Below are 14,314 nucleotides of genomic sequence, written 5' to 3' on the forward strand. Positions count from 1 at the left end.
CGTCGAATGACGGGCCTTTCGCTTTTTGGCTCCCCGACCTGGGCTCGAACCAGGGACCTACGGATTAACAGTCCGGCGCTCTACCGACTGAGCTATCGGGGAATAAATCGGTACATCTGCTTGTTTGTCTACCAGCAAAAAGCCCGTCCACTTTCAACGGGCCTTTGCGTTTTTGGCTCCCCGACCTGGGCTCGAACCAGGGACCTACGGATTAACAGTCCGGCGCTCTACCGACTGAGCTATCGGGGAACAAACAACAACAGCAGAGAAACGAGATTGTATGGAGCGTTGATCAACCTGTCAACACTTTTGGGCCGCGGCGCACAAAAATTTTTTGCGGCCGCTGCGCGATCAGCGCTCGAGCAGGTGCAGTTTGTCCTGCACGTCCTTCCACTCGTCCGCGTCGGCCGGTGCCGGCTTGGTCTTCGTGATCGACGGCCAGTCCTTTGCCAGCTCGGCGTTCAGCGCGGTGAACTGCTGCTGGTCGCCCGGAACGTCTTCTTCGGCATAGATCGCATTGGTCGGGCACTCGGCGACGCACACGGCGCAGTCGATGCACTCGTCCGGATCGATGGCGAGAAAGTTGGGACCTTCACGGAAGCAATCCACCGGGCACACATCCACGCAGTCCGTGTATTTGCACTTGATGCAGCCTTCGGTCACAACGTGAGTCATTAAAACGCTCCTGCTTGGCGGTATATATGGGGTGGCGTTTGCGCCAAAACCGGCATTGTAACTGAAGCGCAAAACCCGCATGGCGTGGTCGGCTATCCGGCTTATATCGTTTCGTGATTAGTTTATGGCGGCCCGCAGAAGGGACTCGCCGACGGGGCGCGTGTGCCGTACGGCGGCGCGGCCGGGCAGGGCGACCGGCGGTTTCGCGATGGTCGGGCCCGCATTCGGGTAACATGGCCGGCAGACCGGGCGGCGCGCGGTGCGCCGGGGCCCTGTCACGATACTGGCGGTGCCGTAATCATGATCATCACTTCGCTGCTCGACACGGATCTCTACAAGTTCACGATGATGCAGGTCGTCCTGCATCACTTTCCTGCCGCAAACGTCGAGTACCGCTTCCGGTGCCGTACGCCCGGCGTCGATCTCGTGCCGTACATCGACGAGATCCGCGACGAGGTGCGCGGCCTGTGTTCGCTGCGCTTCACCGACGTCGAACTCGACTACCTGCGGCGCATGCGCTTCATCAAGAGCGATTTCGTCGACTTCCTCGCGCTGTTCCACCTCAACGAGAAGTACATCTCGATCACGCCGTCGCCGAAGGGCAACGGCGAGATCGACATCGTGATCGAGGGGCCGTGGCTGCACACGATCCTGTTCGAGATCCCGGTGCTCGCGATCGTCAACGAAGTGTATTTCCGCAACACGCAGCGCGAGCCCGACTATCGCGAAGGTCGCGAGCGGCTGTGCGAGAAGATCAAACTGCTCGGCGCGAAGCCCGAGTTCGCCGACTGCAAGATCGCCGACTACGGCACGCGTCGGCGCTTCTCGAAGGTGTGGCACGAGGAAGTCGCCCTCACGCTGCGCGACGGGCTCGGCCCGCAGTTCGCCGGCACGAGCAACGTGCTGTACGCGATGAAGCACGGCATCACGCCGCTCGGCACGATGGCGCACGAGTATCTGCAGGCGTGCCAGGCGCTCGGCCCGCGGCTGCGCGATTCGCAGATCTACGGCTTCGAGATGTGGGCGAAGGAGTATCGCGGCGACCTCGGGATCGCGCTGTCGGACGTCTACGGGATGGACGCGTTCCTGAACGACTTCGACATGTACTTCTGCAAGCTGTTCGACGGCGCGCGCCACGATTCGGGCGATCCGTTCGAGTGGGGCGAGCGCATGCTGCGCCACTACGAGGCGAACCGCTGCGACCCGCGCACCAAGGTGCTCGTGTTCTCGGATGCGCTCGACATCCCGAAGGTCATGCAGTTGTACGAACGTTTCCGCGGCCGCTGCAAGCTCGCATTCGGCGTCGGCACCAACCTCACGAACGACCTCGGCTACGTGCCGCTGCAGATCGTGATCAAGATGGTTCGCTGCAACGGGCAGCCGGTCGCGAAACTGTCGGATACGCCGGGCAAGAGCATGTGCGACGACAAGGCGTATCTCACGTACCTGCGCCAGGTGTTCGGCATCGCGCAGCCGGTCGAGGAAGACGCGTCGAAGTAAGCGTCGGCCGAACGGCCAAAACTGCGTCGCGGCGGGGCCGGCCGGTATAATCCGACGGTATCGCCCGCCAACGTCACGAGGACCGTTCATGGACACTTCCGCTGCCCGTCGCCAGATCCTCGCGCGCATTCGCGCGGCGCAGGGGCGTGCGGCCGAACCCGATGCGGCCGAGCGCGACGGCGTTGCCGACTATCTCGCCCGTCATCCGGAGGGCCCGCGCCCGCCGGCGCCGGCCGACCTCGTCGCGGCGTTCGTCGACGAAGCGGCCCGTCTGTCGACGACGGTCGACGAAGTCGCGGCGCTTGCCGATGTGCCGGCCGCCGCGGCCCGCTACCTGTCCGCTCACGGCCTGCCGGCGCAGGCCGTCGCATGGCGCACGCTGGCCGATTTCGACTGGGCGGGCGCAGGCCTGTCGGTCGAATGCCGCAAGCCGCGCGACGGCGATCTGGTCGGCCTTACCGGCTGTTTTTGCGCGACCGCCGAAACGGGCTCGCTGGTGCTGCTGTCCGGCCCCGACACCTATGCGTCGGCGGGCCTGCTGCCGGAAACGCACATCGCGATCGTTCCCGCGTCGCGGATCGTCGCCGGTCATGAGGACGCCTTTGCGTTGATCCGCGCGGAGCGCGGCGAATTGCCGCGCGCGGTCAATTTCGTGTCGGGCCCGTCGCGCACGGGCGATATCGAGCAGACCATCGTACTGGGCGCGCACGGCCCGTACCGCGTTCACGTGATCGTCGTACGGGGCGCATGACGCGCCCGCCGCATCCACCACCATTCGAACAAGGAAGTTCTGATGAAACGACATGCCGCCTGGGCGGGCATGGCGTCGGGGATCGCGCTTGGCGCCGTTCCCGCGCTTGCATCGGCCGCAACGCTCGACGGTGCCTCGCTGTCTGCCCTCTGGGGCATTCCGTTCGCCGGAATCCTGCTGTCCATCGCACTGTTCCCGCTCGTCGCCCCCGTCTTCTGGCATCACCATTTCGGCAAGATTGCGGCCGCGTGGGCGGTCGTGTTCCTGATCCCGTTCGGATTCGCGTTCGGCGCGGGCACCGCGTTCGGCACGCTCGTGCATGCGCTGCTCGAGGAATACATTCCGTTCATCGTACTGCTCACCGCGCTCTATACGGTCGCGGGCGGCATCTGCGTGAACGGCAATCTGCATGGATCGCCGAAGCTCAATACCGCGATCCTCGCGCTCGGTACGCTGCTCGCGAGCGTGATGGGCACGACGGGCGCCGCGATGCTGCTGATCCGGCCGCTGCTGCGCGCCAACGACAATCGCAAGCATGTCGTGCACGTCGTGATCTTCTTCATCTTCCTCGTCGCGAACGCGGGCGGCTCGCTGTCGCCGCTCGGCGATCCGCCGCTGTTCCTCGGTTTCCTGAACGGCGTGAGCTTCTTCTGGACGACCACGCACCTCGCACTGCCGATGCTGTTCATCTGCGCGGTGCTGCTGACGCTGTTCTTCGTGCTCGATACGTACTTCTACCGGAAAGGCGGCGAGGAGCGGCCGGCCGTGCTCGACCCGACGCCGGACGGCGCGGCGCTGTCGATCGACGGGAAGATCAACTTCGTGCTGCTCGCGGTCGTGGTCGCGCTCGTGCTGATGAGCGGCATCTGGAAGCCAGGCATCGCGTTCGACGTATGGGGCACGCACGTCGCGCTGCAGAACCTCGTGCGCGACGTCGCGCTCGTGGGCGTGACGCTCGCGTCGCTCGCGCTGACGCCGCGTTCCGCGCGCGAGGGCAACGCGTTCAACTGGGCGCCGATCGAGGAAGTCGCGAAGCTGTTCGCGGGGATCTTCGTGACGATCGCGCCGGTGATCGTGATCCTGCGCGCCGGCGCCGACGGCGCGTTCGCGCAGATCGTCCACCTCGTCACGGGGCCGGACGGCAAGCCGATCGACGCGATGTACTTCTGGGCGACGGGCATTCTTTCATCGTTCCTCGACAACGCGCCGACCTATCTCGTGTTCTTCAACCTCGCGGGCGGCGATGCCCAGTCGTTGATGACGACGGGCGCGTCGACGCTCGCCGCGATTTCCGCGGGTGCGGTGTTCATGGGCGCGAATAGCTATATCGGCAACGCACCCAACTTCATGGTGAAGGCGATCGCCGAATCGCGCGGCGTGAAGATGCCGAGCTTCTTCGCGTATCTCGGCTGGGCGCTGGTTGTACTGATACCGGTATTCCTGCTGACGTCGTGGCTTTTCTTCACGGCGTAAGCTGACGATTTTCAACCTTGAGCGGGCGGTCCCGGCGGCGCACGGCGCGCTTCGATCCGCCCGCGGCATGCGGAGATGGCGATGCAGAAGATCCTGGTCGCGCGTCCGATCTTTCCGGACGTGATCGAGCGGCTCAAGCAATATTTCGACGTCGACTGGAACAATGGCGACGCACTCGCGCCCGGCGCGCTCGCCGCGCGTCTGGCCGACAAGGACGGCGCGTTGACGGCCGGCGATCCGGTCGGCGCGGCCGAGCTCGCCGCCGCGCCGCGCCTGCGCGTCGTGGCGAACATGGCGGTTGGCTACAACAACTTCGACATGGCTGCGTTCAACGCGGCGAACGTGCTCGGTACCAACACGCCCGACGTGCTGAACGAGTCCACCGCCGATTTCGGCTGGGCGCTGATGATGGCCGCCGCTCGTCGGATCGCCGAATCCGAGCACTGGCTGCGCGCCGGCCACTGGCAGAAGTGGGCTTACGACGGGTTCCTCGGTAGCGACATCTACGGCTCGACGCTCGGCGTGATCGGAATGGGGCGCATCGGCCAGGCGCTCGCGCGCCGCGCGCGCGGCTTCGGGATGCAGGTCATCTATCACAACCGGTCGCGTGTCGCGCCCGAGATCGAGGCCGAGCTGAACGCCGAATACGTATCGAAGGATGCGCTGCTCGCGCGCGCCGATCACGTCGTGCTCGTGCTGCCGTACACGCAGGAAAACCACCATACGATCGGCGCGGCCGAACTCGCGAAGATGAAGCCCACCGCGACGCTGACCAACATCGCGCGCGGCGGGATCGTCGACGACGCGGCGCTGGCCGTCGCGCTGCGCGACGGGACGATCGCCGCCGCCGGCCTCGACGTGTACGAAGGCGAGCCGACGGTGCATCCGGCGCTGCTCGAGGTGCCGAACGTCGTGCTGACGCCGCATATCGCGAGCGCGACAGAAAAAACGCGCCGCGCGATGGCGAACCTCGCCGCCGACAACCTGATCGCCGCGCTGGGCGAGGGGCCGCGCGCGGGGCGGCCGCCGAATCCGATCAACCCTGACGTGATCGGGAAGCCGCGCGCATGACGATGACGTTGTTGCTTGCGGCGGTCGTCGTGCTGGCCGTCGCGCTCGCGGTGGCGATCGTCGCGCTCATGCGTGGCGCTGGCCGTCACGACGATACGGCGGTACTGGGCGACCAGATCGAGGACGCCGCGCACGCGCAGGCGCGCGCGGTCGAACGGCTCGAACGCGAATTGCGCGGCGAGATCGTCGAGCACGCGCGCGGCTCGCGCACCGAGCTGGCCGGCAGTTTTGCGCAGCTTCAGCAGACGCTCGCCGCGCAGCTGACGAGCGTGGCGACCGTGCAGAACAACCAGGTCGAGGGCTTCGCCCAGCAGCTCGGCAAGCTCGTCGCCGGCAATGCGCAGCAGTTCGACGCGATGCGCGAGAGTTTGCAGCGTCAGGCGCAGCAGGCGCGCGAGGAGCAGACGGGCGCGCTCAGGCTGTTCGGCGACACGTTGAACCGGCAGCTCACGCAGCTGACCGAGGCGAACGATCGCCGGATCGGCGAAGTGCGCGCGACGCTCGAACAGCGGCTGAAGGAAATCGAGACGAACAACGCGGCGAAGCTCGAGGAGATGCGCCGCACCGTCGACGAGAAACTGCACGCGACGCTCGAGCAGCGGCTCGGCGAATCGTTCAAGCTCGTGTCGGACCGGCTCGAGCAGGTGCATCGCGGGCTCGGCGAGATGCAGACGCTCGCGGCGGGCGTCGGCGATCTGAAGAAAGTGCTGACCAACGTGAAGACGCGCGGCACCTGGGGCGAAGTGCAGCTCGAGGCGCTGCTCGAGCAGATGCTGACGCCCGAGCAGTACGCGAAGAACGTCGCGACGGTGCCGAAGAGCAGCGAGCGCGTCGAGTTCGCGATCCGGCTGCCGGGGCGCGATGCCGGTACGCGCGACGCGCCGCCCGTGTGGCTGCCGATCGACGCGAAATTCCCGCGCGAGGATTACGAGCGGCTGATCGACGCGCAGGAGCGCGCCGATGCGGCGGCGGTCGAGGAAGCGGCCCGCGCGCTCGAAGCGCGTGTGCGGCTCGAGGCGCGCACGATCGCCGAGAAGTACGTCGCGCCGCCGCACACGACCGATTTCGCGCTGCTGTTCCTGCCGACCGAAGGGCTCTATGCGGAGATCCTGCGTCGCCCGGGGCTGACCGACCTGCTGCAGCGCGACTATCGCGTGACGGTGGCCGGCCCGACGACGCTCACCGCACTGTTGAACAGCCTGCAGATGGGTTTCCGCACGCTCGCGATCGAGCAACGGTCGAGCGAGGTGTGGCAGGTGCTCGGCGCGGTAAAAACGGAATTCGGCAAGTTCGGCGACGTGCTCGCGCGCACGAAGGCGCAGCTCGAAACGGTCACGCGCTCGATCGAGTCCGCCGAGCAGCGTACGCGCGTGATGAACCGCAAGCTGAAGCAGGTCGAGGCGCTGCCGGGCGACGCGGCAGCCGGGCTGCTCGGCGCGGAAGGTAGCGACGGCGCCGATGCGGACGACGCGTGACGCGCGTTGCCGATACCGGCCGGAACGAAAACGGGCGCCGCGGCGCCCGTTTTTTCATGCAGCGATCGCCGGTGCGGCCGCGATGCGCTCAATGCCCGGCGAGCGTGTCCAGCGCGTCGCCCGTCACGCGAACGATGCGCCAGTCGGGCAGCACGGTGGCGCCCATCTTCTCGTAGAAATCGATCGCAGGCTGGTTCCAGTCGAGAACCGACCATTCGAAGCGCCCGCAACGGCGCTCGACGGCCAGGGCCGCGAGGTGACGCAGCATCGCGGTGCCGAGGCCCGTGCCGCGTTGCGACGGCTGCACGTACAGATCCTCGAGATAGAGGCCACGACGGCCGAGGAACGTCGAGTAATTGTGGAAGAACAGCGCATACGCGACGATCGCGCCGTCGTGTTCGGCCACCCGCGCTTCGGCGGCAGGCCGCGCGCCGAACAGCGCGTCGGCGAGGTCGGCCTCGGTTGCCACGAACAGATGCGTGAGCTTCTCGAATTCGGCGAGCTCGCGCATCAGCGCGAGGATCGCCCCGACGTCGCTCGCTTGCGCTGCGCGGATCAGCGGTGTGCCGCTCACGCTTCCTCCGGCGGATCGGACAGCACGATCTCGATGCCGCCGAAGCGCGATGCGACCCAGTTGTACGCGTGGCACGCGATCCACAGCAACACGAAGCCGAGGATGGCGTTCAGCAGCAGCGCGCTCAGGATCGTGCTCAGTTCGACCATCCCGTAACGAACGTAGGCGACGAGAATGCCGAGCAGCACGATCGGCACGCTGAACGTCAGGTAGACGAGGATCAGCGCCTTTGCGGTCTGCCCCGCGGCGATCGACGAAATTTGTTTCTTCATGTGCGGATTGCCCCCGTAGAGATATACCGATAGTGGAATTCAGATCAGGCCGTCGAACGGCAGGATGTCGACCGGGGTGCCCGCGTCGACTGCCGCGGTATCGTGGCCCAGGACGATGAAACAGTTGGCGGCCGAGAGGCCGCTCAGCGACGCGGAACTCTGCGAGCCGGCAGGTGCGACGTGCCAGCGGCCGTCGGCGGCGCGTGTCGCGATGCCGCGCAGGTAGTCGGTGCGGCCCGGGCGCGTCTTCAGCGCATGCGTGCTGAGTGCCGTATGCATCGCCGGCGGCTGGGCCTGCGCGCCGGCCAGCGTCAGTAGTGCGGGGCGCACGATCGCGTAGAACGTCACGGCGGACGCGACCGGATTGCCGGGCAGGCCGAAGAACAGCGCGTGACCGGTGCCACCGGCCGCGCGTGCGAGCGTGCCGCACGCGAGCGGCCGGCCGGGACGCAGCGCGAGGCTGGCGAACGTCACGTCGCCGAGCCGTGCCATCACGTCGTGCGTGAAATCGGCTTCGCCGACCGATACGCCGCCGGACGTGATCACCGCGTCGGCCTGCGCGGCGACGGCGTCGCGCAATGCGGCTTCGAGCGCGGCCGGGTCGTCGCGGACGATCCCGAGGTCGACCGCGTCGACATGCAGTCGTTCGAGCATCGCGATCAGCATCCCGCGATTGCTGTCGTACAGTGCGCCGGGGCCGAGCGGCTCGCCGGGCTCGCGCAGTTCGTCGCCGGTGGAAAACACGGCGACGCGCACGCGCCGGCGCACCGTGACCTCGGTGATGCCGAACGACGCAAGCAGCCCGAGATCGGACGGTCGCAGGATGCGGCCCGCGGCGAGCGCGCAGGCGCCGCGCGCGAGATCCTCGCCGGCCTTGCGGCAGTTCGCGCCGCGCGCGATGTCATGCGTGACGAAGCGAATCGTGTCGCCGTCGGCGTGTACGCGTTCCTGCGGAATCACCGTGTCGCATCCGGCCGGCATCGGCGCGCCCGTCATGATGCGCACGCATGATCCGGCCGCCACGGTGCCGTCGAACGGATGGCCGGCGAGCGCGGTGCCGGCGACCGTCAGCGCGACATCCGCTTGCGGCGCCGCGTGCGTGCCGGTGCTGCCGTCGAACGCGTAGCCGTCCATCGCCGAGTTGTCGTAGGCGGGAATGTCGAACGGCGCGTTCACGTCGGCCGCGAGCACGCGGTCGAGCGCATCGCGCAGCGCCACCGTCTCGCACGCCGCGACGGGCACCGCAAAGCGGCACGCGAGTGCCTGCGCGTCGGCGAGCGACAGCGGGGCATCGGAATCGGGGGCGCTTCGGGAGGCGGGCGAGGATTGCGTGATCATCAGTCGGACTGCGCCGCAAGGCGTATCGGGTTCGTGGCCGGTGGCGCGAGGAGGGTGCCTGAGCGCGGGTTTCGCGTGCGGCGGGCGGGAACCGCGCGAGTGCCGTCAGCGGCGGGCCAGCGCGGCGAGTTCCTGCCAGGAGTTGGCATTGTAAAACGCACGCTCGTCGTGAAACTCGACTTCGACCGTCTTGTGGCGTGCGTACCACGCACGCACCTTGCGGTCGCCGGCCGCGAGCCGGGCGGCGAGATCGTTGGCCAGCGACGTGCGCAGCAGCGCAAACGTCGGCTGCGGCGAGCGCGCCTGCTGCGCGTCGACGGTCACCGCCATGGCGATGTCGGCCTGCTGCGCGTCGAGCGCCGCGTGCAGCCGTGCGACGAGGTCGGCGGGCAGGTAGGGCGTATCGCATGGCGAACACGCGACGAGCGGCGCGCGTGCCGCCCGCATGCCGGCGAGCAGGCCCGCGAGCGGGCCGGGGAAGTCGGGTGTTTCGTCCGCGACGATGCGCGCGTCGAACGGTGCGCCGAGTTCGGCATAACGATCGGCATGGCGATTCGCGCTGATCAGCGTTTCGTCGACCTGTGGCGAGAGGCGGCGCAGCACGTGCAGCGCGAGCGGCGTGCCGTCGAGCAACTGCAGGCCCTTGTCGACGCCGTCCATGCGTGTGGCCCGCCCGCCTGCGAGCAGCAGGCCGGCGATCGAGGGAGAGGTGGAAGCGGGCATCGCGAGAAGGCGGAAGGGCAGCGTGCGTCAGCCGCCGATATACGACATCTCGACGCGCTTGCCGGCGCCGTCGGGCACGGTGTCGGCAGACGCGCTGCCGCGCAGCTGCGAATAACGGTCGGTGCGGGCCTGCCAGATGCGGGCGATCGCGGTCGCGATCTCGGCGTCGCTCGCGCCGCCGCGCACGAGTGCGCGCAGGTCGTGGCCCGTCGACGCGAACAGGCACAGGTACAGCTTGCCTTCGGTCGACAGCCGCGCGCGCGTGCAGTCGCCGCAGAAGGCCTGCGTGACGCTCGAAATCACGCCGAGCTCGCCGCTGCCGTCCGCATAGCCCCAGCGCTGCGCGGTTTCTGCCGCCGTGTGCGGCTCGAGCGGCACGAGCGGGAAGTGTTCGGCGATGCGTGCGATGACGTCCGCCGACGGCAGCACCTCGGTCATGTTCCAGCCGTTCGACGTACCGACGTCCATGTATTCGATGAAGCGCAGGATCACGCCGGTACCGCGGAAACGCTCCGCCATCGGCAGGATCTCGCTGTCGTTGGTGCCGCGCTTCACGACCATGTTGACCTTGACCGGCGCGAGGCCCGCAGCCTGGGCGGCGAAGATGCCGTCGAGCACGTCGGCGCTTGCGAACTCGGCATCGTTCATGCGCTTGAACAGCGTATCGTCGAGCGCGTCGAGGCTGACCGTCACGCGCGTGAGCCCGGCGTCCTTCAGCGCGCGCGCCTTGCGGGCGAGCAGCGAACCGTTGGTCGTGAGCGTCAGGTCGAGCGGGCGGCCGTCATGCGTGGTCAGGCGTGCGAGGCGCTCGATCAGGAATTCGAGATTCTTGCGCAGCAGCGGCTCGCCGCCCGTGATGCGGATCTTCTCGACGCCGTGTGCGACAAAGAGTCGCGCCACGCGTTCGATTTCCTCGTGCGTGAGCAGCGCGCTGTGCGGCAGGAACGGGTAGTCCTTGTCGAAGACGGCGCGCGGCATGCAGTACACGCAGCGGAAGTTGCAGCGATCCGTCACCGAAATGCGCAGGTCACGCAGCGGCCTGGCGAGCGTGTCGGCCAGCGTGCCGTCCGGGGCGTGCGCGACGCCGGAGACGTCCGGCATCCCGCTGACGTCGGCGAGAGGAATGATGCGTCGGGACATGTTGAAAGAAGTGCGAACCAGACCTCTATTTTAGCCGCAAGCGGCGGGCCGGTCCGGTGGGCGGAAACCCGCAGCGCGGACGTGAAAAAGCCCGCCGGAGGCGGGCTTTTCCTGGTCGGGCGATGTGCCGGTCAGTGATGCGTCGTTTCGACCTGCTGCATCGGGGCCGTATCGACCGGCGGCAGTACCTTGCGTTCGCGCGGCACGCGAGCCGGGCGCGGGAGTCGCGACGCGGCTTCCTGCGCGGCGGCGAACTTGTCGGCGTCCGTGTTCACCCAGACGAGACCGGCCTGCTCCAGCACGACATCCAGGCTCGCCGAAGCGGGTGCGGCTGCCGGTTGTGCGGAAACGGGTGCCGGTGCCGGTGCTGCAACGGCCTCGACCGGCGCAGCTTCGACCGGTGCCGGCTCGACAGCCGCCGGAGCGGCTTCGATCGCCACGGCCGGCGCGGCTTGCTCGACGGGCGCGGACTGCGGTGCTTCGACCGCGGCAGGCGCTGCCGGCACTTCGAACGCGTCCGTCGGCGAAACCGCGACCGGAGCCGGACCGGCTTCCGTTTCGACGGCCGGTGCGACCGGAGCCGGTTCTGCCGCGTGGGCAACAACCGCCGGTTCGACCGGAGCCGCTTCGACGTTTGCCGGTGCCGGCTGCGGCTCGACAGCGGCCGGTGCAACCGGTTCGGCGTGGTGCTCGACCGCTGCTTCGGCGACGACGGCGCCTTCCGCAGCCGCGGCCACGACGACTGCCGGTGCGGCCGTGTGGGCCGGTTCGGCAGCAGCCGGTGCTTCCGGCGTCACGGCTTGTACGGCGGCTTCGCCATCTGCGCCTTGCTCGGCGTGGTCGACGACTGCGCCGTCTTCCTCGCGCTCGCGGCGACCGCCGCGGCGGCCGCGACGGCGACGGCGACGTTCCTCGCCATCACGCGCGCCGGCTTCCGCGTCGGCTGCCAGCTCGGCGCCGGGCAGGGCCTCGGCGACGGCCTTGTCGGCTTCCGGTTCCGGATGCGTTTCGCCACGGTTGACCGTTTCGAGCGTAGCCGCATGCTGGGTCGGCTTGCGGCGCTCGCCGCGCTCGCGACGTTCCTGGCGCTCGCCACGGCTTGCGGCTTCGACGCCTTCCGGCTGCTCGGCACGCTCGCGCGGTTCGCGGTTCTCGCGCGGCTCGCGGCTTTCACGCGGCTCGCGGCCTTCGCGCGGGCCACGGCCCTCGCGACCTTCGCGACCCTCACGGCCTTCGCGGATCTCGCGACCTTCACGCGGCTCACGGCCCTCGCGCGGCTCACGGCCCTCGCGCGGTTCGCGGTTCTCGCGCGGCTCACGTGCTTCACGCACTTCCTTGCCTTCGCGTTCCTGGCGTTGCTGCTGGCCGCGGCCTGCCGCAGCCTGGTCGCGTCCGCCTTGTGCCTGCTGGGCGCCGCCGCGACGGTTGCGGTTGCGATCGCCGCCGCGTTCGCCGCGTTGCTCGGACTTCTCGGCGCGTTCGCCGCGAGCCGGACGGGCTGCCTGCTCCTTCGCCGGTGCCGGGGCGACCGGTGCGGGCGCCGGAGCCGGCGCCACGCCGAACAGGCCCTTCAGCCAGCCGATGAAACCGCCGCTTGCCGGCGCGACGGGCGCGGGCGCGGCAACGGGTTCGACCGGACGCTGCGGTGCCGGGCTCGGCGCCGGACGCTCGGGCGTGATGCCCTTGACCGCGGCTTCCTGCTTCGGCTTCACTTCCGCCGCACGCTTGCTGTAGCCGGTTTCCGACTCGAGCTCGCGGGCCGCTTCCTCGGCCATCTTCCAGGACGCGCGCGGATCGTCGAGGCGCGCGTCGTCGTGACGCAGGCGCTCGAGCTTGTAGTGCGGCGTATCGAGGTGCTTGTTCGGGATCAGCACGATGCCGACCTTGAAGCGCGACTCGATCTTGTTGATTTCCTGACGCTTTTCGTTGAGCAGGAAGGCGGTCACCTCGACCGGCACCTGGCAGTGGATCGCCGCGGTGTTTTCCTTCATCGCTTCTTCCTGAATGATCCGCAGGACCTGCAGCGCGGACGATTCGGTATCGCGGATGTGGCCGGTGCCGTTACAACGCGGGCAGGTCACATGGCTGCCTTCCGACAGGGCCGGACGCAGGCGCTGGCGCGACAGTTCCATCAGGCCGAAACGGGAGATCTTGCCCATCTGGACGCGTGCGCGGTCATGCTTGAGCGCGTCTTTCAGGCGCTGCTCGACTTCGCGCTGGCTCTTCGCCGATTCCATGTCGATGAAATCGATCACGATCAGGCCGCCGAGGTCGCGCAGGCGGAGCTGGCGGGCGACTTCGTCGGCCGCTTCGAGGTTCGTGCGGGTAGCCGTTTCCTCGATGTCCGCGCCCTTGGTCGCGCGCGCCGAGTTCACGTCGATCGCGACGAGCGCTTCGGTGTGGTCGATAACGATCGCGCCGCCCGACGGCAGCGGCACCGTACGCGAGTACGCGGTCTCGATCTGGTGCTCGATCTGGAAGCGGGAGAACAGCGGCACGTCGTCGTGGTAGCGCTTCACCTTCGCGACGTTGTCCGGCATCACGATATCCATGAATGCGCGGGCCTGATCGTGGATCTCGTTCGTATCGATCAGGATTTCGCCGATATCGGGCTGGAAATAGTCCCGGATCGCGCGGATCACGAGGCTCGATTCCAGATAGATCAGCATCGGCTGGCCGGCGTTGCCGCTTTGCGACGCCGCTTCGATCGCGCGCCACAGTTGCAGCAGGTAGTTCAGGTCCCACTGCAGTTCCTCGGCGCTGCGGCCGATGCCCGCGGTACGGGCGATCATGCTCATGCCGTCCGGAATCTGCAGTTGCGCCATCGTTTCGCGCAGTTCCTGACGCTCGTCGCCTTCGATCCGGCGCGACACGCCGCCGCCGCGCGGGTTGTTCGGCATCAGCACCAGGTAGCGGCCGGCGAGCGAGATGAAGGTGGTGAGGGCGGCGCCCTTGTTGCCGCGCTCTTCCTTCTCGACCTGGACGATCAGTTCCTGGCCTTCGCGCAGTGCATCCTGGATGCGCGCGGAGCGCATGTCGATGCCTTCCTTGAAGTACTGGCGGGCGACTTCCTTGAACGGCAGGAACCCGTGGCGGTCTTCGCCGTAATTGACGAAGCACGCTTCGAGCGACGGCTCGATGCGGGTGATGACACCTTTGTAGATATTGCCTTTGCGCTGTTCGCGCCCGGCGGTTTCGATGTCGATGTCGATGAGCTTCTGCCCATCGACGATGGCGACGCGCAGCTCCTCCTGCTGCGTCGCATTGAACAGCATGCGTTTCATGAACGGCTCCAGGCGGCTCCGCTGCCGGCGCCTCGCGG

12 protein-coding genes and 2 tRNA genes are annotated in these 14,314 nt (G+C 67.9%); 5 read left to right on the forward strand and 9 right to left on the reverse strand.

Features of this window, described 5'->3' with window-relative positions; all coding sequences use genetic code 11:
• Positions 1-26 precede the first annotated feature (26 nt).
• From FOZ70_RS15065 to fdxA, 3 genes are all read right to left on the reverse strand, one after another.
• A tRNA-Asn gene (locus FOZ70_RS15065) sits at positions 27-102 on the reverse strand.
• A 71-nt stretch (positions 103-173) separates the two neighbouring features.
• Positions 174-249: transfer RNA gene (locus FOZ70_RS15070), tRNA-Asn, on the reverse strand.
• A gap of 102 nt (positions 250-351) precedes the next feature.
• Positions 352-675 carry a ferredoxin FdxA gene (gene fdxA / locus FOZ70_RS15075; protein WP_011351384.1) on the reverse strand — a complete coding sequence of 108 codons (324 nt, stop codon included), beginning with the start codon at positions 673-675 and terminating at the stop codon, positions 352-354.
• 300 nt (positions 676-975) lie between these two features.
• Between fdxA and pncB the strand changes: the two genes are divergently transcribed.
• From pncB to rmuC, 5 genes are all read left to right on the forward strand, one after another.
• On the forward strand, positions 976-2,175 hold the full coding sequence (gene pncB / locus FOZ70_RS15080) for a nicotinate phosphoribosyltransferase (RefSeq protein ID WP_048022948.1): 1,200 nt from the start codon (positions 976-978) through the stop codon (positions 2,173-2,175).
• Positions 2,176-2,263: 88 nt separating this feature from the next.
• On the forward strand, positions 2,264-2,926 hold the full coding sequence (locus FOZ70_RS15085; protein WP_059486561.1) for a lactate utilization protein C: 663 nt from the start codon (positions 2,264-2,266) through the stop codon (positions 2,924-2,926).
• A 42-nt stretch (positions 2,927-2,968) separates the two neighbouring features.
• On the forward strand, positions 2,969-4,399 hold the full coding sequence (locus tag FOZ70_RS15090) for a sodium:proton antiporter (RefSeq protein ID WP_059620770.1): 1,431 nt from the start codon (positions 2,969-2,971) through the stop codon (positions 4,397-4,399).
• 81 nt (positions 4,400-4,480) lie between these two features.
• On the forward strand, positions 4,481-5,470 hold the full coding sequence (locus tag FOZ70_RS15095) for a D-glycerate dehydrogenase (RefSeq protein ID WP_021159714.1): 990 nt from the start codon (positions 4,481-4,483) through the stop codon (positions 5,468-5,470).
• On the forward strand, positions 5,467-6,945 hold the full coding sequence (gene rmuC, locus FOZ70_RS15100) for a DNA recombination protein RmuC (protein ID WP_059706949.1): 1,479 nt from the start codon (positions 5,467-5,469) through the stop codon (positions 6,943-6,945). Before FOZ70_RS15095 ends, rmuC begins: the two co-directional genes overlap by 4 nt.
• Before the next feature lie 88 nt (positions 6,946-7,033).
• Here rmuC and FOZ70_RS15105 read toward each other — a convergent pair whose 3' ends face one another.
• The 6 genes from FOZ70_RS15105 to FOZ70_RS15130 all read right to left on the reverse strand — a co-directional run bounded on the left by FOZ70_RS15105 (position 7,034) and on the right by FOZ70_RS15130 (position 14,276).
• Positions 7,034-7,519, reverse strand: coding sequence for a GNAT family N-acetyltransferase (locus tag FOZ70_RS15105; RefSeq protein ID WP_027788021.1), 486 nt, complete (start codon positions 7,517-7,519; stop codon positions 7,034-7,036).
• On the reverse strand, positions 7,516-7,791 hold the full coding sequence (locus tag FOZ70_RS15110) for a hypothetical protein (protein WP_006401288.1): 276 nt from the start codon (positions 7,789-7,791) through the stop codon (positions 7,516-7,518). Before FOZ70_RS15110 ends, FOZ70_RS15105 begins: the two co-directional genes overlap by 4 nt.
• A gap of 39 nt (positions 7,792-7,830) precedes the next feature.
• Positions 7,831-9,129: a gephyrin-like molybdotransferase Glp gene (gene glp / locus FOZ70_RS15115; RefSeq protein ID WP_219706191.1), complete on the reverse strand. Its 1,299-nt coding sequence runs from the start codon at positions 9,127-9,129 to the stop codon at positions 7,831-7,833.
• 105 nt (positions 9,130-9,234) lie between these two features.
• Positions 9,235-9,852 carry a molybdenum cofactor guanylyltransferase MobA gene (gene mobA / locus FOZ70_RS15120; protein WP_111999602.1) on the reverse strand — a complete coding sequence of 206 codons (618 nt, stop codon included), beginning with the start codon at positions 9,850-9,852 and terminating at the stop codon, positions 9,235-9,237.
• 27 nt (positions 9,853-9,879) lie between these two features.
• On the reverse strand, positions 9,880-10,992 hold the full coding sequence (gene moaA / locus FOZ70_RS15125; protein ID WP_021159709.1) for a GTP 3',8-cyclase MoaA: 1,113 nt from the start codon (positions 10,990-10,992) through the stop codon (positions 9,880-9,882).
• Positions 10,993-11,123: 131 nt separating this feature from the next.
• Positions 11,124-14,276, reverse strand: coding sequence for an Rne/Rng family ribonuclease (locus FOZ70_RS15130; protein WP_219706192.1), 3,153 nt, complete (start codon positions 14,274-14,276; stop codon positions 11,124-11,126).
• Between the last annotated feature and the right edge of the window lie 38 nt (positions 14,277-14,314).

It is taken from the genome of Burkholderia sp. COPS (genome assembly GCF_019425585.1).
Lineage (GTDB): Bacteria > Pseudomonadota > Gammaproteobacteria > Burkholderiales > Burkholderiaceae > Burkholderia > Burkholderia cepacia.